The organism is Bacillus sp. NPDC077027 (assembly GCF_050269555.1).
Lineage (GTDB): Bacteria > Bacillota > Bacilli > Bacillales > Bacillaceae > Bacillus.
Map to the genome: position 1 here is coordinate 911,913 of NZ_JBNNIO010000002.1, position 25,018 is coordinate 936,930.

Below are 25,018 nucleotides of genomic sequence, written 5' to 3' on the forward strand. Positions count from 1 at the left end.
ATGACAAATCCCTTTGATCGTGAAGACGGTGTATTTCTTGTGCTTGTCAATGAACAAGGACAGCATTCACTTTGGCCATCATTTGCGCCAGTGCCAGATGGTTGGGAAAAGGCCTTTGGAGAAGACACACGAAATGCCTGTATCGATTATATCCAAACACACTGGCAGGACTTACGACCATTAAGCTTAAGAAAAGAACCTGCACTAGCACATGGAAAAACGGAATAAATCATCGCACCCTGATCTCATTCAGGGTGTCACATAGTTGACAAAGGGCTAAAATGGTTTTTATTTTGGCCCTTTGTCTTCTTTACTATCACCATCTTCCGGCTCTTTCTGCTACAATTTGATTGAGAATATTTATCAACTAATAAAAGATCAGGTGGTTTTATGGGTAATAACAATCAATTATGTACACTGGCAAATCCCAGTCAGTTCATCTACCGACTGACAAGTACTGAAAGAATAAACAATGTAGAGCTTCCGCATACTGAGCAGCAACTATCAGATACATTCTGTCTTCTCTTTAGCACAAGCAGCAGCGGATTCGTCACGTTGAACGATCAAAAGTGGCGATTAAAAAACCTGACACTCTATACGGTTATGCCTGGGGAAACGTTTATGCTGAAAACAGAGCCTTATCAAAAGCACGAACTCTACCTGTTGCGTTTTCAGCTCTATACCCTGCATGACCAAAGCATCACAGCAGTATCAACTGAACAAGCCCGCTCTCTACTGAGCACATGGCACTTTATTGATATTAGCTCGATTGAACACATTCATTCTTTACTGTCCCATATCACAGATGAATGGCAAAAGCCTGAATCCACTAGCTTCTTTAGAAGTCAAACTTTTTTTCAACAACTCGTTTTGCAACTTCTGACACTTCATAAAGAAGATATTTGTGACACGGCACATGCTCTTTTCAGAACAAAACAGTATATCGATCAGCATTCTGAAGAGCCGCTCAGCCTTACCAGCCTTTCACATATGGCTGGCATCAGTGCCAATCATTACAGTGAGCTATTTAAAAAGCATTTTGACATGAGTGTAACTGATTACATAACCAAGAGACGGATGGCTAGAGCCAAACAGTTAATGGCAAAAGGCAATGCAAAGCTCAAAGATATTGCACAGGAAATCGGCTATCAAGATCCCTACTACTTTAGCCGTATCTTTAAGAAAAAAACAGGTATGACCCCTTCTATATATATGAAAAGCCGTCAGCGCAAAATTGCAGCCTATGGTCATTCCATACTCGGTCAGCTCACACCAATTCATATCATCCCATATGCTGCCCCCCTTCATCCTAAATGGACAGCATATGATTTTGAGCATCATGCAGATGAAATTCTGATTCACCTGAATGCACATCGTATCAATGAGCATGCTGAAACCAACCTACAACGATTAAAGGAAACAAAACCTGAGCTGATTATTACCAATGATCTTGTGACAGAAGAGGAAAAACAAGTGCTGAAGACGATCTGTCCTGTTCATTTTGTTCCATTCAATGAATTAGATTGGCGCGCGCAATTCAGACAGACAGCCATGTTCCTAAACGAAGAAAAAGAGGCAGAAGAATGGTTGGTTCAGTACGAAGAACTCGTCATTCAAGCCAAAAAGACATGCCTTTCCGACAAACGACCTAAAACCATCCTTCCTCTTCGCATCTTTCAGGATCGGCTCTATTTGTCTGTAAACCGCACCATGTCAGAAGTGATTTTTCATGAAATTGGTCTTATGCCTGCCTTTCAAGGCCATGGTCAGTTGATCGAGAAGAACATCAGCCTCATCTCGATACAACAGCTGGACCCTGACTGTATCTTTCTCCTCTTGCATAAAGAGCCAAACACCATTGCTTTTTATCAAAAGTTAAAGCAGCAGGAGGCTTGGCAAAATCTCAAGGCTGTGACTCATCAAGAAGTCTATCAACTCGCTTCTGACCCTTGGCGTGAATACACTGCTGCCAGTCATCAACGAGTCATTCAGGACCTTTTATCTTTTTTTCCGTAAAAAGTCCATCGTTTGACAGGAAATTGTCTATGGATAAATGACTGAAAGCCTACTACAATCTTTAATTGAGAACAATTATCAGTCAAAGGAGAAAACAAATGAAAAAATGGTTTGCATTGCTTACCCTATGTATCATGATGGTCATCTCAGCGGCCTGTGGCGCTACAGAAAATAAAACAACTTCAAACACAGCCAAAAGCAAGACGGCTGAATCAACAAAAACAAAAATCAATTACTTAAATCAAACGTACGAACTCAAAACACCAGTGAAGCGAATCGTCATCGCTGGAAGCCTAGAATCAATGGAAGATGCAAAATTGCTTGGCATCCGTCCAATTGGTGCGTCTACAATAGGCGGTACATTCCCTGAATTATTTAAAGACATCACATCAAAAACAGAAGGAATCGGTGAAAAAACCGAACCAAACCTTGAAAAAATCTTAAAACTAAAACCAGACGTGATCCTCGGATCAACGAAGTTCCCAGCTGCAACAATTAAAAAGCTGGATAAAGTTCAAACCACCATCCCGGTATCCCATGTCTCTTCTGACTGGGAAAGCAATCTCTTATTGCTCGGTACACTTACTGGGAAAAGTGAAGAAGCCAAAAATATCATTGCCAATTATCAGGAAGACCTTAAACAGGCAAAGGAAACCTTGAAAAAGACAAGCAGCAACAAAACAGCTGTTATCTTGCGCATTAGACAGGGAGACCTGTATGTGTACCCTGAAGATGTCTACTTCAACTCTACCCTATATGGAGACTTAGGATTTACAGCACCAAGTGACGTCAAACAAGCCAAAGTACAAACGATGATTTCGATGGAGCGCCTCGGCGAACTAAATCCTGACTATATTTTTGTTCAATTCTCTAAAGAGGAAAACCCATCAAGTCCAAACGCTTTGAAGGATTTAGAACAAAATAAAATTTGGACAAGCCTAAAAGCCGTGAAAAATGGTCACATCAATGAAAATGTCGTAGATCCTATGCTTCAAGGAGGAACGGCATTAAGCAAAACAACCTTCCTTGATGAGGCTGTCAAATGGTTAGCGAAAAACAACTAAAGGAGGAAGCGCCGATTGGCGCTTTTCTTCATTTTTAGGGGGTTTCACATGAACGGAACATTTTTATATGACGAACTTAACGGACGTCAGCTTGATATTTATCTTCCACAAGACATTTCTACTGATGTTCCAGCTGTCTTTGTACAAGATGGCTCTTCTTTGTTTCGAACTCACCTGCTAGAGATCGAAAGAATGATTGAAACCAATACCATTTCGCCAATAATGATTGTCGGCATACACCCCTTCAATCGGCTTGATGAATATACACCATGGAAGGCACCATCTCTTCATTCACAGTTTCCTGACTTTAAAGGCGAGGCGGAGACGTACTTATCATTTTTAGCAAATGACTTGCTCCCATATATCAAAAAGCAATATCCAGCAAAGCAGTCTAGTGAAGAACATAGTCTCGTTGGCGCTTCATTAGGCGGACTTCTTACCATTTTTACCTTATTGACCCGTCCTACTCTTTTTAAAAACATCGCATCTATTTCTGGATCATTTTGGTATCAGGATTTTCTACCGTATGCCCAACAACAGACATTTCAGCTTGTTGATCACCTCGTCTATTTATCCGTTGGCAGTGAAGAAGGCAAAGGCAAAAAATCGGCTCAACAGCATATGCCTCTATTCACCAAGCAGTTACAAGACCTTTTGTCACAGAAAGGGATGCAGGAAAGGCAACTCACATGTCACATCGAACAAGGTGAAGGTCACAACCTGAGACAATTTCAAAGTAATTTTTTATCAGCAATGAAGTGGTTTTACAGAAGTGAAACTTAACCATCCAGATGTTGGTGATTTTTTTATCAGCTGTGCGCAAAGAGGATATGTTATATTGGAACGTATAGATAAAAGAGGAGGGGTTCAACCTGAGACCTTTACAAATCTCAGCTGATACTGCACAAAAGCTTGCGGAATCACTAAAAGTACCGATTGAACAAATAATGCATATGCCCCAGCATATGTTATTGGCAAAATTGGCTGAGCTTCAAAAGAAGGAAGAAACCTCTTCATAAGCAACTAAAGGAGTCTAACATATGGAACAACATCAAGAAATATCAACGGCGTACAAACGAAGCATCGGCCAAACCATTCTGCTCATTGCCGGCATTTTGCTGATTGCCTTTAATTTACGTCCTGCGATTACCTCAGTAGGACCTGTCATCGGTGCCATCCGTTCGGATTTACATCTATCCAATGGACTCGCCGGCTTTTTAACAACGCTTCCGCTCTTATCATTCGCACTGCTTTCCCCAGTCGCACCCAAGATTGGAAAACGCCTTGGAAACGAACGCACCCTCTGGCTAGGGCTCGCAATCCTATTATGTGGTATCCTCATTCGCTCAACTGGAAACATCGTGGTTCTCATGATTGGGACAGCACTCATCGGTGTCGGTATCGCTATATGTAACGTGCTTTTGCCTGGTCTTGTGAAGCATAAATTTCCTGCACATGCAGGTCTCATGACCAGCGTGTACACGACATCCATGTCTGTGTTTGCAGCACTTGCATCTGGTGTGAGTGTACCCCTTAGTCATGCACTGTCTGGTGGATGGAACACAGCATTCCTTGTATGGGGCGGACTCGCCTTTATCGCTATGATTGTTTGGGCTCCTCAGCTACGTCAGCAACACACAGGCATCAGCGGAGCAGGTATCTCTTTATCCGAACAGCCTATTTGGCGTTCACGTGTCGCTTGGCAGGTGACCTTTTTTATGGGCTTGCAATCATTTGTTTTTTATAGCAGCATCGCTTGGTTTCCAGACATTTTAACTTCACATGGTATGAAGGTTTCAACCGCAGGATGGATGCTTTCTATTATGCAGTTTGCGGGTTTACCCTCTACATTTTTAACACCTGTCATCGCAGTAAAGTTAAAGACACAGCGCCCCATTGTGCTATCGCTTTTCATTGTCTATTTAATAGGCATGACAGGCCTTCTATTCGGGAGCTCTACAATCATTCTTGTGATCTCCGTTCTGTTCATTGGAATTGGACAAGGTGCTAGTATCAGCCTCGCCCTTACTTTCATTGGTCTTCGGACGAGAAGTCTGGAACAGGCGGCAGCACTTTCTGGTATGGCACAATCGGTTGGTTACCTTTTAGCAGCAGTTGGGCCAATCATTATCGGTGTCCTGTTTGATATGACGCATACCTGGACACCATCCATTCTTATTTTTATTCTCATTTTGTTTTTGTTGCTTGTGACTGGCTTACGAGCCGGACGTGGTGTTTATATTTCAGATCCATCATAAAAAAGAACCAGTCCCCACTGAGGAGACTGGTTTCTTCTGCATTTAAGCTTGTTCTGTCACATGCACCTTTAACGTTGCTTGCACTTCTGAATGAAGCTTAACAGGTACATTTGTATATCCTAATGCACGAATGGCATCATTCAGCTCTATTTTGCGCTTATCAAGCTTAATTTGATGGTCTTTTTGCAATTTATCTGCAATTTGTTTGCTTGTAATTGAGCCAAACAAACGACCACCCTCTCCTGACTTTGCTGTCATTTCAACTGTCAGCTTTTCAAGTGTGTCTTTCAGTTGTTTTGCTTGCTCAAGCTCTTCAATGGCTTCTTTTTTCTCTTTGTTTTTTTGTCCTTCCAATGCGCTTAGGTTCGCCGCACTCGCTTCAATGGCTAAGCCCTGTTTGATCAGAAAGTTATGTGCATATCCGTCTGCTACATTTTTAATTTCGCCTTTTTTACCTTTTCCTTTTACGTCTTTTAGAAAAATAACCTTCACCTTTGAACCCCTCCCTCGAAATATTCATCTATGGCAGATTTTAGTTTTTCTACTGCTTCTTCAATGGTTATATCATAAATTTGCGTTGCAGCGTTAGTCAAATGACCCCCACCATCCAATGCTTCCATAATAATCTGTACATTAATCTGACCTAATGACCTTGCACTAATACAAACCGTACGCTCATCTCGCCTAGCGACGGCAAAAGAGGCTTCGACTTCACTCATGGAGAGCAGTGAATCAGCTGTTTGCGCAATCGTAATTTGATCATACAAATCAGGGTTATCAGGAGGCAATGATGCAATGGCAACACTCTTTTTGTATAGCTCTGTATGCTGAATGAGCTTCGCACGTTTTATATAATGATCAACGGTTTCTTTTAAGAATTTTTGGACCAAGACGGTATCTGCACCTTTGGCACGCAGATACGATGCCGCATCAAACGTTCTTGACCCCGTTCTTAAGGAAAAGCTTTTCGTATCCACGATAATTCCAGCTAACAAAGCAGTTGCCTCGATCATATTGATACGTAATTTCTTCGGCTGATACTCAAGTAGCTCTGTCACAAGCTCTGCTGTCGATGAAGCATATGGCTCCATATAGACAAGCAATGGATCACGAATAAATTCTTCACCACGTCTATGATGGTCAATCACGACGACATTCTCAACTTTATTTAAGAGGCGCTCTTCCATCACAAGTGATGGTTTATGCGTATCTACGACAACAAGCAACGTATCATCCTTCGCAAGCTCCATCGCTTCTTCTGTCGTAATAAAACGGGACCAAAGCTCTTCATAGTTTTTAATTTCTGTAATCAATCGTTGCACACTGTCACCAATTTGATTGGCATCAATAACAATATAACCATCCTTACCATTGGCTTGTGCAACCTTTAAGATTCCGATGGAAGCACCGATTGAGTCCATATCAGGGAACTTATGTCCCATAATCATGACATTGCCACTTTCAGATACGATCTCCTTCAATGCATGAGAAATGACACGTGCTCTCACGCGCGTCCGTTTCTCCATTGGATTCGTCTTTCCACCATAGAATTTCACTTTTCCATTCGGCTGCTTAATGGCGACCTGATCGCCTCCACGCCCTAGAGCAAGATCAAGACTGGATTGTGCCATCGTCCCAAGCTCTTTTAATGATGAGACGGAAGCACCGATCCCAATACTAAGTGTTAATGTTGCACTGTGTATACTTGTTTTTTCTCTAATTTCATCCAAAATAGAGAATTTCGATGCTTCAAGCTCTGCCAAAATACTTTCGTTTAACACAGCAATAAATCGTTCTGATGAAATACGCTTTAGGAAAATACCATATTCCTGTGCCCAACTGTTTAACAGCGAAGTAACTTCACTATTAATCGTGCTACGCACCTGATCATCAAGACCTTGCGTCACATCATCATAGTTATCTAGAAAAATGTAGGACAACACCGTACGCTCATTTTCATATTGTCTCTCAATTTGCACTTGTTCTGTGACATCAAAGAAATAAAGAAGTCGTTCTGATCGTTTGATGATGACCTTGAACTTCCGATCATTGAGTGTCACATTTTCTGTCTCGACCTCTTGCTTTATGAGCGGCACAATAGATTCAAATGTATCATAAAGTGACCTACCCACAAGCGTACTTTCATTAAAACACGAAGCAAGAAATGGATTTGTCCATTCAATATAATATTGATCATTAAAAAGCATGATGCCAATCGGCATTTCCATTAATGCTTCTTCTCCAACCTTTTTGACTCGATAGGAGAGCGTCGAAATATAAGAATCGATCTCTTTTTGCACCTGTGTATCTGCCCACTTTAAGAAGTAGAGAATGCCCCCAAGTAACAAGAGACCTGCCACTCCTATGATCCAATTAAAAAAAAGGTTGAGGAGGACTGTGACCACCGCAAGTACAATTAACAAGTAAATTGGATACCGGATGATAGGTTTTCTATAGAAGCTTGGCACTTATATCAACTCCTCAACATTCAGAGTGAATTATTTGTTTTTTATTTTATCTCTTAAATCAAAGCCTATGTCAACGATCCCAAGAATACGTACCAAAATGCCGATCTGAGGTAGTAAAATAGTGAAAACAATGACAAAAATCGGAACGGCTCTTGAAATTTTTTTCTCATAGCAATAATAAAAGATAAAAGAAAAGCCCTGAATTAGTACCAATAAAAGTAATACATAATAAGCACTCGTTTGAACGAGCCACAAAAAGCTATCCTTTTCAGTGTTGATGAATACCAATAGCAAGGTAAATAAATAATACCATACCATGCTTTTTGGCAAGCGTATATCTTTAAATTTCTGAAGAGAAGGCATATCACTGACAAAGCGTTTCAAAAAAGGCTGTGCTATCCAATGATTTAAAATAGCGCCCAGCACCGACCCGATGATGATGGTAATTGGTAAAATCGATTTGGCTGTTTCCTCAAATTCTTCCAACCGCTTCAACTGTGCAGCTATTTCCTTTTCAGAAGCGCCAGATTGCTTTAATAAGCTTTCAACCATTGGCAGTGTTTCTTCAATGGTTTGCTTGGCAATCACCATTATATCCAATTGGAAAAATTGAACACTAACCACATAGTAGACAAGCAGGCTGACCAAATACACAAACGCCCCTGAGATGATCGCATTTCTTGGCTGTTTTTTTCGGTAAAATACGCCCATTGCTATACCAACTGCAACCATTACTGGCGCGTTCAAAAGCCCTGCAATCGAACCAATTAAAATGCTGATGACGATGCCGATTGCACCAGCGGCAAGCCCGTTTTTCAGTCCGTATCTGATTGTATAAAGAATAATAGGAATCGGAGCGGCTAAATAGAAGATGAATGCTAAAAGTGGGACATACAAACAAAACAATAAAATCACAGAAAAAATACTAACAATAATAGCGCCTTCCACTATTGCTTTTGTTTGATTCAAGACTTCACCTCAGTCGATTCATTTCCTATATTTTGCGCAACATAGTTTAAGGTATATCCGTTTTATGTATCGTCTATCACAACTTGCCCCAACCTTTATTTTAACATAGCGACAAATAGCAAGTAAAATGAGGACACATCAAGAGCGTTTCACGTGAAACATCTTCCAGTGATCTATTAAATACTGGCATCAACAATTTTTTATATCATTCTTAACCATAATCCCTGAATTCATGGTTGAAAACTGGTAGAATAGAAACATCATCAATAAAATGTAAGAAGGAGAATTCGCATGGGAAAAACACTCGTATTCGGACACAAAAATCCTGACACTGATACTATTTGCTCTGCTATTGCTTACGCTGATTTAAAAAATAAAATCGGTGTTGAAGCAGAAGCTGTAAGACTCGGAGAAATCAATGGTGAAACACAATATGCGCTTGATTTCTTTAAGCAAGAAGCGCCTCGTTTCATTGAAACGGCAGCTAACGAAGCGAAACAAGTCATTCTTGTTGATCATAACGAACGCCAACAAAGCGTAAGTGACATTGATCAAGTACAAGTGACGGAGGTCATTGACCATCACCGTATCGCAAACTTTGAAACAAGTGAGCCTCTTTACTATCGTGCTGAACCAGTAGGCTGTACAGCAACGATTTTGAATAAGCTTTACAAAGAGCACAATGTCACAATTGAAAAAGAAATTGCTGGCTTGCTCCTATCTGCGATCATTTCTGACTCACTGCTATTCAAATCTCCAACATGCACAAAACAAGACATCGATGCGGCTCATGAGCTTGCAAAAATTGCTGGTGTCGATGTTGAAACATACGGACTAGACATGCTAAAAGCAGGTGCTGATTTAAGCGAAAAAACAGTGAAAGAGCTGATTACACTTGATGCAAAAGAATTTTCTCTAGGAAACAGCAAAGTAGAAATCGCTCAAGTGAATACTGTTGATATTGCAGAAGTCACTGCAAGACAAGCAGATATCGAAGCTGAAATCAACCAAGTCATTGCTAGCAAAGGGCTTGATTTATTCGTTCTCGTTATCACTGACATTTTAGAAAATGATTCTCTTGCTCTTGCTCTTGGTGCGGAAGCAACGAAAGTAGAAAAGGCGTTCAATGTCACGCTTGAAAACAACACAGCTATTCTCAAAGGCGTCGTTTCTAGAAAGAAACAAGTCGTTCCTGCCCTAACTGACGCACTTTCTTAATCAAAAAGGCGCTCCTTTTGAAGAGAGCGCCTTTTTTTTGAGCTGATGACGGTTTTCTAATAAATATATGCTTCACTCACAAGTACATCCTTTAGCACCTTTGTAGGTATTACAAATTCGACTACTCCCATGTAGCCTGGTGCCACATCATATTCGTTAAAGGAAATCACAAGCTTCCTTTGAACAAGCTTGGCAATGTAATAAGGATTTGATTCTTTTGGAATAGACGCACACCTGTCAAAAATAGTTTGCACAGGGAGGGATCACGTTCTTTATTTTGCAAACGCTTATTATTTACTATTCAAAGAGGAAAATAGAGAGGATTGATGAAACGGGGAATGTTAATTCAATTTTAAAGAAGCAACTGCACCTGTTTTTCCACAAACTGAACAAGAGGTGCAAGTGGATGAACTATCTGCTGTCCTGTCGTGCGCGCTACTCTCTGTGCAACACCTACCATTGATAGCTGAGCGGCACAAAGAATGCCTTTCTTTTGTTCAATCAATGCATATAGCTGTTGCTCGACTTGTTTTTCATAAGCCACCTTATCTCCTGCCATTAACAAGTCAAATACGCCCGTCATCACCACAGCCTCTGCTTCAACCGAGATTCCCTGTTCATCTGCAAACGCAAAAAGTCTCTGCATCGTGCCATCAACTGTGCCAGGATTAGAAAACACCAATTGTAACGGTGCCCTCTCCGCACAAAGTACGTCAAACAAAGGTTCATCTAGCTTTATAACAGGAACTGAGGTTGTAAGTAATTGTTCATCAAGAAGCGCTATATACTGTGTACAAGTCAGCAGAATCATATCTGCCCCTTTCTGAGCAAGTTGTTCGACATTTCTTGCTACATAAGCTTGCTGCTGATGAAGATCAAGTGGCGGCTGGCGTGTCAATCGAATCATCAAATCAGCATCTACATGATGATGAAGAGCTATTTGTTGATTGGTAAGAGCCTGATTAATATATTCAATATTAGAAGCATGTGCATGGAGGCAATGTAAATGAATGGTCATGTCACACTTTCCCTTCAAAGTTTTCACCTATTATATCAATTCCCTTATAGATTAGGTAACAACTTAGAAAGAAAACTGTGATTTTCTCAGAGATGTTACGAAAACAAATCGCCGACGGTGCACATGCCCTGAACCATATTGATCAACACAAAAAGAATGCAGCGCTACACTGCATTCTTTTTCATAGATTAAGCTTGTTTTCCTTTTTTCAGCCATTCTGCCACAGTTACTGTACGTTTTGCTTGATACTTGACTGCCGCTTCTGCATCCTCTTGAATCTTACCATTTTGATCAACAGTTACACTGACACCATATGGGTTCCCACCTGCTCCATAAAGTGAGTCATCCGTATAACCAGGGGCTGCCACAATGGCTCCCCAGTGGAACATCGTGGTGTACAAACTAAGAACAGTTTGTTCCTGTCCGCCATTCGGATTTTGTGCAGATGTCATCGCACTCACCGCTTTATTCGCTAATTTCCCTTGGAACCATAAACCACCTGTCGTATCTAAAAATTGCTTCATCTGTGCTGGCAAATTTCCAAACCGTGTCGGCATGCTGAAAATAATAGCATCCGCCCACTCTAAATCACTCAACTGAACTTCTGGCACATCCTTTGTGTCATCAAGGTGTGCTTTCCATGCAGGGTTAGACTCAATTACCCCAGCAGGTGCAAGCTCTGGCACCTTCATTACTCTCACGTCAGCCCCTACTTCTCTTGCACCAGCCTCTGCCCATTTCGCCATTTGGTAGTTTGTTCCTGTTGAACTATAGTAAATGATCGCCAATTTTACGTTTTCCATTGTATTCATCTCCTTTTCTTTTGTTTGCCCGAAAAGCTTACGAAAAAACCCCATGAATGTTCCCCACCTATGCTTGAAATTGAGTACGATACCATAAAGCCGCGGCATCCACTTCTTCTCTTGTTAATTGATGACCTTTATTTTCCCAATGTAGTTCTACGGAAGCGCCAGCATCTGTCAGTAATTGCTGCAGCTCCTGTGACTCCTCTGGTCGACACATCGGATCATTTTGCCCTGCCGCAATAAATACATGCTTTCCTTGTAATGGAGGCAAAGAAATTCCTCTTCTCGGAACCATCGGATGATGCAAGATAGCCCCACTTAACGCATCCTCGTAATGAAATAACAGACTCCCCGCAATATTTGCGCCATTTGAGTAGCCAATCGCAACCATCTTCCTGCGGTCAAATCCATATGTGCCTGCTGCTTCATCTAAAAATGTATAAAGCTCCTCCGTTCGCTCAATCAAATCCGCTTCATCAAATACACCCTCCGCCAGCCGACGGAAAAAGCGAGGCATCCCATTTTCGAGTACACTTCCTCTTACACTCAGTACAGATGCATCAGGATCAACAATTTCAGCAAGTGGCAATAAATCCGTTTCTGTTCCCCCTGTCCCATGTAACAAAAGGAGGACAGGCTTCGTTTCGTCTGTTCCTTTTTGAAAAAGATGCTTCATTATTTTGAATCTCCTTTCTCACTTTTTAATTCCCTTACTTCAATTGGCAAAACAATTTGTTCAATTTGACTGCGCTGTGATTCATATTGTGGTGGCAATTTAAGTGCTTCACCCATCGTTTCTAATGATTCATCATGTGCAAAACCTGGAGGATCTGTAGCAATCTCAAATAATATACCGCCTAATTCTCTAAAATAAATGGCATTAAAGTAATTTCGATCTTGAACAGGTGTCACCTGATAACCGCTCTGTGCGACATGCTGTTGCCAATCTAGCTGATCTTGATCATCCTGTGCTCGCCATGCAATATGATGGACCACACCAGCACCCATACGTCCTCTCGCTACCGGTGCAATCTTCACATCAATGATATTGCCAATCTCACCAAATGAACGGAATCTGACATAATCACCCTCTGCCTTCACTTTCTCTAGCCCCATCGTTTTCTCTAATAGTTCCATCGTCTGTTCAACCTGAGATGATAATAAAATGGCGCCGCCGAATCCTTTAATGGCAACATCAGGCGTTACCCCACTAAAACTCCACTCATTTTGTTTTCCACCCTCCCGTTCTACCAACTCAATGAGTAGCCCGTGCGGATCTTCAAACGAGAGGAAAGTCTCACCAAACCGCTCTTGTTTTTCATATGAAATTGCAAATTGGTTGAAACGCTCCTGCCAAAAAGAAAATGAACCAGTTGGCACGACATACGTCGTCACCCCTACTTGACCTGCCCCGATTTGTCCTTTTTGTGCGCCAGGCCATGGGAAAAACGTAATAATTGTACCTGGTGACCCTGCTTCATCCCCAAAATAAAGATGATACGTTCCAGGATCATCGAAATTGACTGTTTTTTTCACTAATCGTAGCCCAAGCACCCCTGCATAAAAATCGACGTTCTCCTGGGGATGCCCTACAATTGCTGTAATATGATGAATTCCTTCTGTTTTTTTCATCACTAATTCCCTCCTATTCAACATTCTGTGCGTCCATTTTTATGATGGCTTACTCAGAAGAATTTATTTATCTCGAATTCGAGATATTCAATTAAAAAAGTATATTTATCTCGAATTAAGGATATGATGTTTCAAATTGAATGTCAACTTTTTTATTTTTTCTGGAATGAAACGGCAGTCAGTCACTTTAAATAAAATGGCACAAAAAAAGCGAAGAGCCTAAGGCCCTTCGCTTTGTCAAACAATTGATTACTCTCCAGTAACGTATGGAAGTAATGCCATTTGACGTGATCTTTTAATTGCTGCAGTAAGTTTACGTTGATACTTAGCGCTCGTTCCTGTTACACGACGAGGTAAGATTTTACCACGTTCAGAAACAAACTTTCTAAGAAGATCAACATCTTTATAATCAATGTGCGTAATGCCGTTAGAAGTAAAGTAACATACTTTACGACGTTTCGCACGACCGCCTCTACGTCCACCTGCCATATGTTTTCACACCTTTCTTTTTATCAATTTTATAAGATCAAATTAGAATGGCAAATCGTCATCTGAAATGTCAATCGGCTTACCATCATTCGCAAATGGGTCATCATTAAAGCTGTTGCCCTGATTACGGTTTTGGTTGTTTTGATTGCCATACGAATTTTGACTTGGCTCATTTGGTTGACCGAATGAATTTTGATCGTTTTGGCTTCCGCCATAATACTGGCCTCCGCTATTGCCACCGCTGTATCCACCTGAACCAGCACCGCCGCTTTTAGGCTCAAGAAATTGAACACTCTCAGCTTGAACTTCTGTCACAAAGACGCGTTGTCCCTGCTGATTTTCGTAGTTTCTTGTTTGCAAGCGACCGTCTACACCGGCAAGACTTCCCTTTTTGAGGAAATTAGCCACATTCTCGGCTTGTCTTCTCCAAGTAACACAGTTAATGAAATCGGCTTCACGCTCTCCAGACTGGTTCGTAAATGTACGATTCACAGCAAGAGTAAACGTAGCTACTGCCGCACCATTAGGCGTGTAGCGAAGCTCAGGGTCTTTTGTTAGTCTTCCGACCAATACAACACGGTTTAGCATATTGCAAGACCACCTTTAAATGTATATTTCAATGAATTACTCTTCTTCTTTAACAACAATGTGGCGAATGATATCGTCACTGATCTTAGCTAAGCGGTCAAATTCTTGAACTGCTACAGCTTCAGATTGAATGTGTACGATTTGGTAGAAACCGTCGCGGAAATCATTGATTTCATAAGCAAGACGACGTTTACCCCAATCCTTTGTTCCAGTGATCTCCGCTCCGTTAGAAGTTAACACGTTGTTGAAACGTTCGATAACTGCTTGCTTCGTTTCATCGTCAACTGATGGGCGGATGATGTACATAACTTCGTACTTTCTCATCTGATTGCACCTCCTTTTGGTCTAAGCGGCCCTAAACGGGCAAGGAGCAATAAAAAAATATTACTCACAATTGTATATTATAACAAATTTCTTGTCCTATGACAATAACCTACACATTAAAACGAAAATGAATAACGTCTCCATCTTTTACTTCGTATTCTTTTCCTTCTAAACGCACTTTTCCTGCCTCTTTTGCAGCTGACATACTTCCGCCAGTTAATAAATCTTCATAAGCAACAGTCTCAGCACGAATGAAGCCTCGCTCAAAATCAGTATGGATGATTCCAGCACATTCAGGTGCCTTCATTCCTTGCTTAAACGTCCAAGCACGTACCTCTTGCTCACCGGCAGTAAAATAAGTCGCCAAACCAAGCAATGAATAAGAAGCTTTGATCAATTGATCAAGACCTGATTCCTCAATGCCAAGCTCTTCAAGGAACATTTGCTTCTCTTCCCCTTCAAGTTCAGCAATTTCAGATTCAATTTTTGCACAAACAATGATCACTTCGGCATTTTCATCTGAAGCAAAGTCTCGAATCTGTTGTACAAATTCGTTGCCTTCACGATCGGCTACCTCGTCCTCACTTACATTTGCAACATAAAGCACTGGTTTAGATGTTAATAAATGTAGCTGTTTCACAAGCTTCCGCTGCTCATCTGTAAATTCCACTGATCTTGCAGGCTTCTCGCTTTCAAAAGCATCCTTCAGCTTTGTCAAAATATCTAATTCAGCTACAGCTTCTTTATCCTTTTGTTTTGCAAGTTTACTTACGCGTGCAAAGCGTTTTTCAACTGTCTCTAAATCAGCCAAAATCAGCTCGAGATTGATTGTTTCAATATCTGAAATCGGATCAACCTTTCCTGATACGTGAGTGATGTTATCATCAGCAAAGGCTCTCACAACATGACAAATCGCATCAACTTGACGAATATGTGAAAGGAATTTATTTCCTAGTCCTTCACCTTTAGATGCACCCTTTACAATTCCAGCGATATCTGTAAATTCAAATGCTGTTGGAACCGTTTTTTTCGGTCGCACTAACTCTGTCAGCTTTTGAAGACGTTCATCTGGAACCTCTACAATTCCGACGTTTGGATCAATTGTACAGAACGGATAATTCGCAGACTCCGCTCCAGCCTGTGTAATTGCATTAAAAAGTGTTGACTTTCCGACGTTGGGTAAGCCAACAATACCAGCTGTTAAAGCCATTCTTTCATCTCCTCTATATCAAACATGCTCGTATACTGCGTAATATGAACCTAGAGCAATTATAAGTAGGTTTACCTGAAAAGACAAGCTGACGAAATCGCATGTTTGGTAGGATAAAAATATATATTTCCAGTAAATCACATTCGAAAATACGAAAACTGCTCCATTTGCATCAACAAAAATGCGAATTTAATAAAAAAAGCACGAGGCCCTAATTAAGCAGTTGGCTCCTCATGCTTGACTAAAATCTTCTTCATTTTCCGTTCAAAATCCCTCCTCGGTATCATGACACTGTGACCGCAACCTTCACATTTAATTCGAATGTCCATACCCATCCGAATGACCTTCCACCGATTGGCACCACAGGGATGAGACTTCTTCATTTCTACCACGTCATTTAACCCAAAAGCTTTATCCGCCATCAGCTTTCACCTCTCTTGATTCATAACTGAATCTATTGTACAAAAAAACAACTGAAAAGAGCAATGTGAAAAAGAACGTCATGATAAACTACCTTTTAATAAGAAACAAGTCGACATATCAAATTCGTTCCCCCCATAAATTCCTGACAATAATCTATCCTTAATGACCTTTTATAAGCAAAAAACCCTTCTTTTAGATCATTTTATTTGTGGCCAATAGTTACTTAAATTCTCTTTCTTTTCAATATTGTCACAAACACTGTAGGTCAAAAGGTTTTTATTGGTAGATCAGTGTGGTCTTTCGATATTTTTTGATTTATGATAACTCCATAAATGATATGTGAGGGAGCAGGTACTATGGTCAATCGAAAGGATAGATTAACAGACAAAGACTACAAAATCATATCCGATCAAGCCAGCAATTTAGACAATTACCAGCATCACAATACAATAGAAATCAGTCAGCAGCAGACACTTACTGTGCAAGACTTCCTAAAAATAGAGAATGATTTATATGGTTTAACATTGAAATCTGATCAAGCTGATGAAATGATCATTGCTTTTCACTGTCCGACACCTAATGGAACGACCATCTCATCCCTACAAGACGTTCAAACAGCAGCGCAATCCTTACTAAAAACCGATCTTTCTTATCCAATTGAAAATAAAACATTAGCTGGAAAAGAAAATCACGTGTTTTTCAAAGGAAATGACTATGTAAAAAACATTAGTAGCAGTCATCCGAAGGTATCAATTAAACTCACTGGACAAGCGCTTGCCGGTGCTGTTTGTGCATTCATTGCAACACAGCAGCCATCGGTCAAAAAAGCAGTGACCTTTGACAGCCCAAATATCCTGAACAGCTTACCACCTAGTGTTCAGCATAAAGCAAACAGAGGAGAATTCACCAACGTTTTAACAGAATTTATTAACCCTGCAAATCACGTGGGGCTCCTGAATCGAGCGTCTAACAGTATCGGAAATGTGAAATATACAGTGCCACCAAAAGACAATTCTACAATTAGCGCAACAAAACGTTATCATCCCAAACAGTTGGAGACATTTCTTAAATCCGCTTTTGCTTCCATGAACATAGATTGGAATGAATCGATCGACACAAATACATTTCTGGCGCTTGTATCAGGAGACCTTAAAGTAAATGGCTACTCCTTTCATCCAAGTGGCTCTACACGTCTTTTAGATGAACAGCTTGATCACAATACTGATTTTACTTCGATGTTATTAGGAGAAATCTATGCTGGACGAGCAGACGCGAGAAAGGGATTAGAAATTGTGATAAAATCCCATTTACTAAAAAACACTTCATATGATTTACAAGAAATTATCGAACATGAAGTACACTCCATTTTTGAAAAAATTGATTCGATCGATGAAAGTGTCAAAACAGCGGTCAATCATGTCAAACAGGTGCATAAAGGTCTCGTCGGCTTTGGTCACTACGATCTACTAAGTGCAGCTGATGTCGATTCACTCCTTGAAGAATTGAGACAAGAGCAAACTTATCACGCTTTTCATTCACATGATAAACAGCTCAATGCGCTTCAAACACTCAAGGATTACGGGCAGGAACTTTCTACACTTTCACGACATCTCTATACGATGGGCAATGACTACGCAAAAGCAGATAAACGCATGGCTGCGCAAATAGGGATTCATTAGAAAGGAATGAAAAACAATTGATCAATCAAAATAAACCACCTAGTGACACACAGCGCTTCTTACAAAACGTCAGCTCACGCAAATCAATGTCAATTTTTGAAAACCAATCGGCACCAAACCCGCAATCCTATTCTCCTGAAGAAATTGCGGCGATTAATGCCATGAGACGAAAAGGACAGCGAAAAGATTTAAAACGTCTTCTCAGAATGCGACTCAATGATGAATTAGCACGGGTTCGTCAGCGACTCGAATATCAACTCTCCAAAACAGAAGATGTGATGAATCAGACAACGATTGCAAAACAGCATTTGACACTACACCTAAAAGGACAAGCCATTTTAGAATTAGAAGAACGAATGCAACGACTCAATCGAATGCCGCTTTACGATGACATCAAAGACGCGATCGATTCTATCCGTATGAAATAAGCACACCTATTGAAGAGGTGTGCTTATTATATTTTTCTAATATAATTTTTTATCGAGAAATTATTCTTTTGCTCAAAATCGGGTAAAGCATCAGACAAACAAGTAAATAAAGGTTCAACAAACTGTAAATCGGATATAAAAAAGCGATCAAGTCCGCAAAACCAAGAGATGTTAAAGGAGCCATTAAGAGAAGCAAAATGAGAACAGTAGCCCAACGAGGCAGCGGTACAAAGGAACTCATTCTACTTGAAAGACCAAATAACCCTGCAGCAGTCGTCGTGTAAATAGCCAAACACAATACAATCGTCATAAACAAAAATAAGGATGGCGGCGCACCTTCCAAAACAGTAAACAACGGGATGCCCTCTGTATCTAAGACTCCAGAGATATCCACTAAAATTTCGTTATAAACATAGGAAATGACACCGAACACTAACCCACTCAAAATACTCGCAATCTTTGCTTCTCCAAGTCCCTTCATTTCCTTGCCTACTGACGATAGCACAGCCACCACCGACAATATATTCAATGAGGCAAAGACAATACTGGCAGGCCAATTATATTGCTGACCAAAATCAATCATCCACATATGCTCATGATTCATATAATAAAAAATAAACGCATAGATGAGTCCCGCCACTAAAATTGGTATAATGAGAGCATTCATAGATAATAATCCTTTCACATCCCAGAAAAAGATCATGAATGAGCACAAACAAAACACCGCAATTCCTATCCAAAATGGAACACGATACATTTCAAGTGTCACACCGCCACCTGCAATCATTACAGTGGTTGTCGTAAATAAATATAGGACAATTAATACGTCATACACTTTTGCTAGCCAGGGGCCAACAAGCCGCTCCAATACCGGTACAAAATGCTCGGCTCGTACCTCATAACTAATTTTCAACACCACATAAGTAGAAAGCATAAACATGACAGTAAACAACAGAATGGCCAGTCCACTTTCAACCCCAAAGAATTGCCAAATTTCTTGACCGGAAGCATAACCTGCTCCTATTAAGCTTCCTAAAATTAAAAGCGTCCATCTCGAACCAGCCTTCCACACAATCATCACCTCATAGGTATAGAATTAAGCTTGTTTCCGTATACTGATACTAACTACTATGACAAGGAAGTGAGACCTATGAATAGCAAGAACGGTCTTTTTTTTAGAAATAGGGTAAAAGAATACGTGTCACATACGGATACAAATGCGATTCAGCAGATAAAAACCATTTTAATATCACACTTAGAAAAGTCAGGAAAAAAACCGATTGTGATCGTTTGCATCGGAACAGATCGCTCGACAGGAGACTCCTTAGGACCTCTTGTTGGAACAAAACTGTCTCAGTTAGAAATGAAACGTCTTCATGTATACGGCACACTTTCTGATCCTGTTCATGCAGTGAACTTAAAAGAAAAGTTAGCAGAAATAGAACAGGAACATAAACGTCCATTCATCATTGCAGTCGATGCTTGCTTAGGCAGAGTCAAAAGCGTTGGATCGTTCCAAATTGGTGATGGTCCATTAAAACCTGGTGCTGGCGTACAAAAAGAATTGCCTGAAGTAGGCGACATTCATATAAATGGGATTGTAAATGTGAGTGGATTCATGGAGTATTTCGTACTACAAAACACACGTCTTCACCTTGTGATGTCAATGGCAAACACGCTATCTGAAAGCTTATATGAAATTGATCAGACTGACTTAACAACTGAAAAGAACCGATTCATCTTTCCATCCATTCAAAATATGACTGGGAGAATATAAAAAAACCATCTAGCAATTAGATGGTTAGTTCGACGACTCTCTCGTTGACAACAACTCAAGAATACGCTCCAAATCTTCATTTGAGAGAAACTCAATTTCAATTTTCCCTTTTTTCTTTTGTTTTTTAATTGTTACTGCAGTACCAAAGTAATTTTGCAAGAAGGACTCCCTTTCTTTTAAAACACGATCCTTTGGTGCTTCTTTTTTCTTTGTTTCACGTGGAACATTTTCATTCAATTGTTGCACAATCTTTTCAACTTGTCGTACATTCAGCTCTTCATCTACAATTTTTTTCACTAAAGGTGCTAGCTTTTGCTTGTTTTTAAGACTAAGTAACGTTCGACCATGTCCCATAGATAAAGTACCCTCTGCAATCAGCTTTTGGATCTCTTCTGGAAGTGTCAAAAGGCGCAGATGATTCGCAATGTGTGGTCTGCTTTTACCAAGTTTTTTTGCCAATTCTTCTTGTGTAACATCAAGGTGATCAAGCAATGATTCATATGCCTGAGCTTCTTCTAATGGCGATAGATCCTCACGCTGCAAGTTTTCAAGCAAAGCTACCTCCCGCATGAGTGCCTCTGAAAATTCCCTCACAATCGCAGGAATTGTATTTAATCCTGCTTTTTCTGCTGCTCGGAAACGGCGTTCTCCTGCAACAATATCGTATCCTTTAATCGATTTTCTCACGATGATAGGCTGTAGAACACCATGCTGCTCAATCGATTGCTTTAAATCAGCTAATGCATCTTCGTCAAACGTTTTTCTTGGTTGATAAGGATTTGGTCGCAAATCCTTTAATTTCAACTCTTCGACAGTTTCTTCATTTGTTTCTACGTTGTTAAATAGTGCATTAATTCCTTTTCCAAGACCTTTAGCCATTCGCATCCACTTCCTTTGCTAAGTCTAGATAGACATCTGCACCTCTCGAACGCGGATCATATAAAATAATAGGCTTCCCATGGCTCGGTGCTTCACTTAGCCTTACATTCCTCGGGATGACCGTTTGATAAACCTTATCCCTAAAATATTTTTTCACCTCTTCAATGACCTGAATACCTAGATTGGTTCTGGCATCTAGCATCGTGAGGAGAACCCCTTCAATCGCCAAATCGGTATTCAAATGCTTCTGTACAAGACGCACTGTGTTTAACAATTGGCTTAACCCTTCAAGTGCATAATACTCACATTGAACTGGAATTAACACCGAATCTGAAGCTGTCAAAGCATTAATCGTCAGCAATCCTAATGAAGGCGGACAATCAATAATCATGTAATCATAGTTTTGTTTAACAGACTCAAGGGCTCTTTTCAGCCTTACCTCGCGCGAAATCGTTGGCACAAGTTCAATTTCAGCCCCCGCAAGCTGAATTGTCGCAGGAATCACGTCAAGATTTTCAACCGCTGTGGATTTAATGACATCTAACACATCTGCATCGTCTACTAAAATATCGTAGACACATTTCTCAACATCGGCCTTCTCAATGCCAATACCACTCGTGGCATTTCCCTGCGGATCAATATCAACAAGCAACACTCTTTTTCCTATGTATGCTAAACATGCGCCCAAATTAACAGAAGTTGTCGTTTTCCCAACGCCACCCTTCTGATTGGTAACCGCTATGATTTTTCCCACGATGTCACCTACTTTCAACTAAAAAGTTTCTCATATTATCTTATCTTCTATTCTATCAAAAAAAGAAAGAAACGTTTGCTTTTTTTGTTTTTCCTTTATAAATTCGTTAGATCCATGTTTTTTAGTACCCCATTTTCAAATGTGAACGAAAAGAAAACAGCCAAACGAAGCATTCTATCGAGCATTATTGTTATGTTGATATATTATATTGATAGAGAATGTGGAGGCGTTTCTCAGAAAAAAATAGATGCAAACATGCATAGACGAGGAAGTTACACGTGATGAAATCCACCTAAAAAACCCCCTCACTTCTAACGAGTGAGAGGGGTTTCTTCAAAAATTCAATCCACCGATTTTATTGCCTTCACTTACAATAACTTTAGGTGTAACCGTCTTGTAGCTTTTCTTTTTAAGAAATCCGTACGGTGCCTTTATGGTGAACTTTGCCCTACCAACAGCATCACCCGTTTTGGCATACGCCTGCCAAACAATTTTGGAACAATATGTAGGGTCCAATGAATTAATAGACAAAGTAATACCATATCGAGCATTGGGATGCGTCTGAACATAATCATCTGCCCATCCCCCTGCCTTTTCTGCAAGTTCTTCATCATTGACACGTATCACTTTAGTGTTAGCGCTCATACGAAACCAACTATCGATCGAATAAATGATTGGTTGCTGTTTAAAGCCCGGAATGGTCGCATATGTCTTTGGACTAATCACGATACCTGCATGACCGATTAAACCATTCAATGCACCCGTACTTGTGATCAGGATATCCCCTTTTTTAGGCATAATATCCGTTCCAGGATACGGCTTAGCCAAAAGCTTTGTGATGGAATTGGGTTTTTCATCCGTTATCACTTGATCATGAGTACTCTTGGTTAAACCATAGGCCTCTAAATCTTCATCATCAGGTGTGACCATCTCAATTGAATCATTAGACGGCTGATTCTCCTGATTTAATTGTTTCGTTGTCACATTTTGATCAACGATTCCTTGCTTCTTTAATGCTTTGAGCTCTTCTTTTGAGATGGTTTCAGTCGAGGGATATTTCTCAGACGCTTTTTCTACAGCAAATGCTGTGTATTCATTCGGAGAAAGATAAAATGAAAAAACAAAAAAGAAAATAATAGCAAAAACACTACTTCTCATTCTCCTCATATAATTCCCCTTTCTATTTAATAGATTGAATAAAATACCAACCCAACTCATATTTTACCAATTAATCTATTAAAAGTAAATATTATGTATTTACTTTTTGGTACACTAAAAAAGCTGACGAGTGATCTCATCAGCTTGATATTATTTAGGAATACGAATCGTCAATTGAATGTATTCTTCAAATTCCTCTTCTTCAGTATTTATCTTGAGTCCGCTATCTTCTACCATATGTAAAGACTGACGAATGGTATTCATCGCAATTCTCGTATCTCTACTAAATGCTTTGCGCTTTGGTTTCGGTTTGCGGTCTGTTTTCTGTTCAAGCATTTTTACGACACGCTCTTCAGTTTGTTTCACATTCAGATGTTTTTCAATAATCTCCTGTAAAAGCGTAATCTGCCATTCTGGGAGCTTTAACGGTACAAGAGCTCGTGCATGACGCTCTGAGATTTTCTTCTCTAATATCGCATCCTGAACCTCTTTAGGTAACTTCAAAAGCCTTAACTTATTCGCAACAGTAGACTGGCCTTTTCCTAAACGTTGCGCGAGGGCTTCTTGCGTTAAATCATGGAGCTCAAGAAGACGTGCATAAGCATGAGCTTCTTCAATTGCAGACAACTCTTCTCTTTGTAAATTTTCAATTAATGCAACAGATGCCGTTTCAGTATCAGTAAAATCTTTTATAATAGCAGGGATTTTTCCCCATTGGAGAGTTTGCACCGCTCTCCAACGTCTTTCACCGGCGATCAGTTCATATTTTCCTTCTTCTTCAGTCGGTCTGACGACAATAGGTTGAATAATACCATGTGTATGAATCGTCGTTGCCAGCTCTTGTATCTTTTCTTGTGAAAAAATGGTGCGTGGCTGAAAACGGTTAGGCATAATCGTGTCGACTGGGAGCTCTTGAATCTCTTCCTTTAATGTATCTTGCTCAGCATGATCAGCAATCTCTGCCTCTATTTCGGTTTCACGCTCGGAATTTTCTTTGTCGCCAATCCCGAAGAAGCGTGAGAGTGAATGCTTCATGAACCTACACCACCTTTAAAAACTACCTTTTTATAATTCTATTTTCTCATGTTTTTTCCTTCTGTAAAATCATAAATTTTGAAGAAAAACCGACCTTTTACATGATCAACCTTCAATAGGTGATTTATTAGGTGTCCCTGGTTTTCTAGGATATTTTTTGGGTGTTTGCTTTATCTTTTCAATCACTATGATATTTCGTTCGCTCTCCTCCATTGGAAGAACAAAGGAATGTGTCTCTATCATCTGCCCACCAAGTACAGTGACTGCTTTTTTACCTGCTTGCATTTCTTCCTCCGCAGCAGAAGCTTTTAACGCCACAAATAATCCTTGTTTCTTCACAAGCGGCAAACACAGCTCACTTAATACTGACAGACGGGCAACCGCTCTAGCTGTCACAAGATCGTAGCTTTCACGCTTGTCCTTACGCTGACCAAAAGTCTCCGCTCGATCATGATTAAATGTAGTATCTTTTAAATTCAAATTCTTCGCAAGTTCATGCAAAAATGTGATTCGTTTCTGAAGCGAATCGACAATGGTAACTTGTAGATGTGGAAAACAAATTTTGAGAGGTATGCTTGGGAAACCTGCACCAGCACCAATATCACAAATTGTATTTACGCTCTTAAAATCAATATAGAATGCTGCCGAAATAGAATCATAAAAATGTTTTAAATACACTTCTTCCTTTTCGGTAATAGATGTTAAATTCATTTTCTCGTTCCATTCCACAAGCATATGAAAGTAAGTTTCAAATTGCTCCAGCTGCTCAGGAGAAAGAGAAATCCCTTTCTCCTTTAATGCTGCTGTAAATTGCTCAATGTTCAT

At 40.2% G+C, this 25,018-nt stretch carries 28 protein-coding genes and 1 pseudogene; 10 read left to right on the forward strand and 19 right to left on the reverse strand.

Annotation, left to right across the window (positions count from 1 at the left end; translation table 11 throughout):
* The 6 genes from ACQKEZ_RS10150 (at position 1) to ACQKEZ_RS10175 (ending at position 5,338) form a co-directional block, all read left to right on the forward strand.
* Positions 1-228 (forward strand): MbtH family protein, encoded by a 228-nt coding sequence (locus tag ACQKEZ_RS10150; protein ID WP_427300390.1) that lies wholly within the window; start codon positions 1-3, stop codon positions 226-228.
* A 162-nt stretch (positions 229-390) separates the two neighbouring features.
* Positions 391-2,016: a helix-turn-helix domain-containing protein gene (locus ACQKEZ_RS10155; RefSeq protein WP_427300392.1), complete on the forward strand. Its 1,626-nt coding sequence runs from the start codon at positions 391-393 to the stop codon at positions 2,014-2,016.
* 98 nt (positions 2,017-2,114) lie between these two features.
* A complete protein-coding gene (locus tag ACQKEZ_RS10160; protein WP_427300393.1) occupies positions 2,115-3,080 on the forward strand; it encodes an ABC transporter substrate-binding protein in 966 nt (321 codons plus the stop codon).
* 48 nt (positions 3,081-3,128) lie between these two features.
* Entirely contained in the window at positions 3,129-3,863 is a 735-nt protein-coding gene (locus ACQKEZ_RS10165; protein WP_427300395.1) for an alpha/beta hydrolase, read from the forward strand.
* An 89-nt stretch (positions 3,864-3,952) separates the two neighbouring features.
* Positions 3,953-4,099 carry a YycC family protein gene (locus tag ACQKEZ_RS10170; protein ID WP_427300567.1) on the forward strand — a complete coding sequence of 49 codons (147 nt, stop codon included), beginning with the start codon at positions 3,953-3,955 and terminating at the stop codon, positions 4,097-4,099.
* A gap of 21 nt (positions 4,100-4,120) precedes the next feature.
* Positions 4,121-5,338, forward strand: coding sequence for a CynX/NimT family MFS transporter (locus ACQKEZ_RS10175; RefSeq protein ID WP_427300396.1), 1,218 nt, complete (start codon positions 4,121-4,123; stop codon positions 5,336-5,338).
* Between the two features lie 42 nt (positions 5,339-5,380).
* Here ACQKEZ_RS10175 and rplI read toward each other — a convergent pair whose 3' ends face one another.
* The 3 genes from rplI to ACQKEZ_RS10190 are packed head-to-tail and all read right to left on the reverse strand — an operon-like array spanning position 5,381 to position 8,775.
* Positions 5,381-5,830, reverse strand: coding sequence for a 50S ribosomal protein L9 (gene rplI, locus ACQKEZ_RS10180; RefSeq protein ID WP_427300398.1), 450 nt, complete (start codon positions 5,828-5,830; stop codon positions 5,381-5,383).
* Positions 5,827-7,806, reverse strand: coding sequence for a DHH family phosphoesterase (locus ACQKEZ_RS10185; protein WP_427300399.1), 1,980 nt, complete (start codon positions 7,804-7,806; stop codon positions 5,827-5,829). The genes rplI and ACQKEZ_RS10185 overlap by 4 nt, the downstream gene beginning before the upstream one ends.
* Before the next feature lie 30 nt (positions 7,807-7,836).
* Positions 7,837-8,775, reverse strand: a complete 939-nt coding sequence (locus tag ACQKEZ_RS10190) for a YybS family protein (protein ID WP_427300401.1) — start codon at positions 8,773-8,775, stop codon at positions 7,837-7,839.
* 291 nt (positions 8,776-9,066) lie between these two features.
* On the opposite strand from ACQKEZ_RS10190, the gene ACQKEZ_RS10195 reads away from it, so the two are divergent.
* Positions 9,067-9,993, forward strand: a complete 927-nt coding sequence (locus ACQKEZ_RS10195) for a manganese-dependent inorganic pyrophosphatase (RefSeq protein WP_427300403.1) — start codon at positions 9,067-9,069, stop codon at positions 9,991-9,993.
* 56 nt (positions 9,994-10,049) lie between these two features.
* On the opposite strand, the pseudogene ACQKEZ_RS10200 reads toward ACQKEZ_RS10195, so the two are convergent.
* The 10 genes and pseudogenes from ACQKEZ_RS10200 to ACQKEZ_RS10245 form a co-directional block, all read right to left on the reverse strand.
* Positions 10,050-10,169, reverse strand: a pseudogene (locus ACQKEZ_RS10200) (RsiV family protein); the annotation flags it as partial.
* A gap of 176 nt (positions 10,170-10,345) precedes the next feature.
* Positions 10,346-11,011, reverse strand: a complete 666-nt coding sequence (locus ACQKEZ_RS10205; protein WP_427300405.1) for a hypothetical protein — start codon at positions 11,009-11,011, stop codon at positions 10,346-10,348.
* Between the two features lie 188 nt (positions 11,012-11,199).
* Complete coding sequence (wrbA, locus tag ACQKEZ_RS10210) at positions 11,200-11,868, reverse strand: NAD(P)H:quinone oxidoreductase (RefSeq protein ID WP_427300407.1); 669 nt, start codon at positions 11,866-11,868, stop codon at positions 11,200-11,202.
* A 13-nt stretch (positions 11,869-11,881) separates the two neighbouring features.
* Positions 11,882-12,493 carry an alpha/beta hydrolase gene (locus ACQKEZ_RS10215; RefSeq protein WP_427300409.1) on the reverse strand — a complete coding sequence of 204 codons (612 nt, stop codon included), beginning with the start codon at positions 12,491-12,493 and terminating at the stop codon, positions 11,882-11,884.
* Positions 12,493-13,449: a ring-cleaving dioxygenase gene (locus ACQKEZ_RS10220; RefSeq protein ID WP_427300411.1), complete on the reverse strand. Its 957-nt coding sequence runs from the start codon at positions 13,447-13,449 to the stop codon at positions 12,493-12,495. Before ACQKEZ_RS10220 ends, ACQKEZ_RS10215 begins: the two co-directional genes overlap by 1 nt.
* Before the next feature lie 249 nt (positions 13,450-13,698).
* Positions 13,699-13,938, reverse strand: coding sequence for a 30S ribosomal protein S18 (gene rpsR, locus ACQKEZ_RS10225; RefSeq protein WP_427300412.1), 240 nt, complete (start codon positions 13,936-13,938; stop codon positions 13,699-13,701).
* Positions 13,939-13,980: 42 nt separating this feature from the next.
* Complete coding sequence (gene ssbA / locus ACQKEZ_RS10230) at positions 13,981-14,526, reverse strand: single-stranded DNA-binding protein SsbA (RefSeq protein WP_427300414.1); 546 nt, start codon at positions 14,524-14,526, stop codon at positions 13,981-13,983.
* A 36-nt stretch (positions 14,527-14,562) separates the two neighbouring features.
* Complete coding sequence (rpsF, locus tag ACQKEZ_RS10235; RefSeq protein ID WP_427300416.1) at positions 14,563-14,850, reverse strand: 30S ribosomal protein S6; 288 nt, start codon at positions 14,848-14,850, stop codon at positions 14,563-14,565.
* Between the two features lie 109 nt (positions 14,851-14,959).
* Complete coding sequence (gene ychF / locus ACQKEZ_RS10240) at positions 14,960-16,060, reverse strand: redox-regulated ATPase YchF (RefSeq protein WP_427300418.1); 1,101 nt, start codon at positions 16,058-16,060, stop codon at positions 14,960-14,962.
* Positions 16,061-16,275: 215 nt separating this feature from the next.
* Positions 16,276-16,482 carry a DUF951 domain-containing protein gene (locus ACQKEZ_RS10245; RefSeq protein WP_427300420.1) on the reverse strand — a complete coding sequence of 69 codons (207 nt, stop codon included), beginning with the start codon at positions 16,480-16,482 and terminating at the stop codon, positions 16,276-16,278.
* A 357-nt stretch (positions 16,483-16,839) separates the two neighbouring features.
* Here ACQKEZ_RS10245 and ACQKEZ_RS10250 point away from each other — a divergent pair, with 357 nt between their 5' ends.
* Positions 16,840-18,162: a hydrolase gene (locus tag ACQKEZ_RS10250; RefSeq protein ID WP_427300421.1), complete on the forward strand. Its 1,323-nt coding sequence runs from the start codon at positions 16,840-16,842 to the stop codon at positions 18,160-18,162.
* 17 nt (positions 18,163-18,179) lie between these two features.
* Entirely contained in the window at positions 18,180-18,590 is a 411-nt protein-coding gene (locus ACQKEZ_RS10255; protein WP_427300423.1) for a hypothetical protein, read from the forward strand.
* Positions 18,591-18,639: 49 nt separating this feature from the next.
* Here the strand turns inward: ACQKEZ_RS10255 and ACQKEZ_RS10260 are convergent, their stop codons facing one another.
* The gene (locus tag ACQKEZ_RS10260; RefSeq protein ID WP_427300569.1) at positions 18,640-19,665 is read right to left on the reverse strand and encodes a YkvI family membrane protein; all 1,026 of its coding nucleotides are present in this window, start codon (positions 19,663-19,665) and stop codon (positions 18,640-18,642) included.
* Between the two features lie 75 nt (positions 19,666-19,740).
* Between ACQKEZ_RS10260 and yyaC the strand changes: the two genes are divergently transcribed.
* The gene (gene yyaC / locus ACQKEZ_RS10265; RefSeq protein ID WP_427300424.1) at positions 19,741-20,367 is read left to right on the forward strand and encodes a spore protease YyaC; all 627 of its coding nucleotides are present in this window, start codon (positions 19,741-19,743) and stop codon (positions 20,365-20,367) included.
* Positions 20,368-20,391: 24 nt separating this feature from the next.
* Here yyaC and ACQKEZ_RS10270 read toward each other — a convergent pair whose 3' ends face one another.
* The 5 genes from ACQKEZ_RS10270 to rsmG all read right to left on the reverse strand — a co-directional run bounded on the left by ACQKEZ_RS10270 (position 20,392) and on the right by rsmG (position 25,018).
* Entirely contained in the window at positions 20,392-21,246 is an 855-nt protein-coding gene (locus ACQKEZ_RS10270) for a ParB/RepB/Spo0J family partition protein (RefSeq protein ID WP_427300426.1), read from the reverse strand.
* Positions 21,239-22,000, reverse strand: coding sequence for a sporulation initiation inhibitor protein Soj (soj, locus tag ACQKEZ_RS10275; RefSeq protein ID WP_427300428.1), 762 nt, complete (start codon positions 21,998-22,000; stop codon positions 21,239-21,241). The genes ACQKEZ_RS10270 and soj overlap by 8 nt, the downstream gene beginning before the upstream one ends.
* Before the next feature lie 333 nt (positions 22,001-22,333).
* The gene (locus ACQKEZ_RS10280) at positions 22,334-23,167 is read right to left on the reverse strand and encodes a YiiX/YebB-like N1pC/P60 family cysteine hydrolase (RefSeq protein ID WP_427300430.1); all 834 of its coding nucleotides are present in this window, start codon (positions 23,165-23,167) and stop codon (positions 22,334-22,336) included.
* Between the two features lie 141 nt (positions 23,168-23,308).
* Positions 23,309-24,193, reverse strand: a complete 885-nt coding sequence (gene noc, locus ACQKEZ_RS10285) for a nucleoid occlusion protein (protein WP_427300432.1) — start codon at positions 24,191-24,193, stop codon at positions 23,309-23,311.
* Positions 24,194-24,298: 105 nt separating this feature from the next.
* On the reverse strand, positions 24,299-25,018 hold the full coding sequence (gene rsmG / locus ACQKEZ_RS10290; protein ID WP_427300433.1) for a 16S rRNA (guanine(527)-N(7))-methyltransferase RsmG: 720 nt from the start codon (positions 25,016-25,018) through the stop codon (positions 24,299-24,301).

Bases quoted from the DNA above. Each gene is read 5' to 3' on its own strand.
- rsmG (WP_427300433.1), bottom strand. From the start codon at position 25,018: ATGAACATTGAGCAATTTACAGCAGCATTAAAGGAGAAAGGGATTTCT.
- ACQKEZ_RS10215 (WP_427300409.1), bottom strand. From the start codon at position 12,493: ATGAAGCATCTTTTTCAAAAAGGAACAGACGAAACGAAGCCTGTCCTC.
- ACQKEZ_RS10160 (WP_427300393.1), top strand. From the start codon at position 2,115: ATGAAAAAATGGTTTGCATTGCTTACCCTATGTATCATGATGGTCATC.
- rpsR (WP_427300412.1), bottom strand. From the start codon at position 13,938: ATGGCAGGTGGACGTAGAGGCGGTCGTGCGAAACGTCGTAAAGTATGT.
- rpsF (WP_427300416.1), bottom strand. From the start codon at position 14,850: ATGAGAAAGTACGAAGTTATGTACATCATCCGCCCATCAGTTGACGAT.
- ACQKEZ_RS10205 (WP_427300405.1), bottom strand. From the start codon at position 11,011: ATGACCATTCATTTACATTGCCTCCATGCACATGCTTCTAATATTGAA.
- ACQKEZ_RS10270 (WP_427300426.1), bottom strand. From the start codon at position 21,246: ATGGCTAAAGGTCTTGGAAAAGGAATTAATGCACTATTTAACAACGTA.
- ACQKEZ_RS10150 (WP_427300390.1), top strand. From the start codon at position 1: ATGACAAATCCCTTTGATCGTGAAGACGGTGTATTTCTTGTGCTTGTC.
- ACQKEZ_RS10245 (WP_427300420.1), bottom strand. From the start codon at position 16,482: ATGGCGGATAAAGCTTTTGGGTTAAATGACGTGGTAGAAATGAAGAAG.
- ACQKEZ_RS10220 (WP_427300411.1), bottom strand. From the start codon at position 13,449: ATGAAAAAAACAGAAGGAATTCATCATATTACAGCAATTGTAGGGCAT.
- ACQKEZ_RS10155 (WP_427300392.1), top strand. From the start codon at position 391: ATGGGTAATAACAATCAATTATGTACACTGGCAAATCCCAGTCAGTTC.
- ACQKEZ_RS10250 (WP_427300421.1), top strand. From the start codon at position 16,840: ATGGTCAATCGAAAGGATAGATTAACAGACAAAGACTACAAAATCATA.
- yyaC (WP_427300424.1), top strand. From the start codon at position 19,741: ATGAATAGCAAGAACGGTCTTTTTTTTAGAAATAGGGTAAAAGAATAC.
- ACQKEZ_RS10195 (WP_427300403.1), top strand. From the start codon at position 9,067: ATGGGAAAAACACTCGTATTCGGACACAAAAATCCTGACACTGATACT.
- ssbA (WP_427300414.1), bottom strand. From the start codon at position 14,526: ATGCTAAACCGTGTTGTATTGGTCGGAAGACTAACAAAAGACCCTGAG.
- ACQKEZ_RS10175 (WP_427300396.1), top strand. From the start codon at position 4,121: ATGGAACAACATCAAGAAATATCAACGGCGTACAAACGAAGCATCGGC.
- noc (WP_427300432.1), bottom strand. From the start codon at position 24,193: ATGAAGCATTCACTCTCACGCTTCTTCGGGATTGGCGACAAAGAAAAT.
- ychF (WP_427300418.1), bottom strand. From the start codon at position 16,060: ATGGCTTTAACAGCTGGTATTGTTGGCTTACCCAACGTCGGAAAGTCA.
- ACQKEZ_RS10280 (WP_427300430.1), bottom strand. From the start codon at position 23,167: ATGAGGAGAATGAGAAGTAGTGTTTTTGCTATTATTTTCTTTTTTGTT.
- wrbA (WP_427300407.1), bottom strand. From the start codon at position 11,868: ATGGGGTTTTTTCGTAAGCTTTTCGGGCAAACAAAAGAAAAGGAGATG.
- ACQKEZ_RS10165 (WP_427300395.1), top strand. From the start codon at position 3,129: ATGAACGGAACATTTTTATATGACGAACTTAACGGACGTCAGCTTGAT.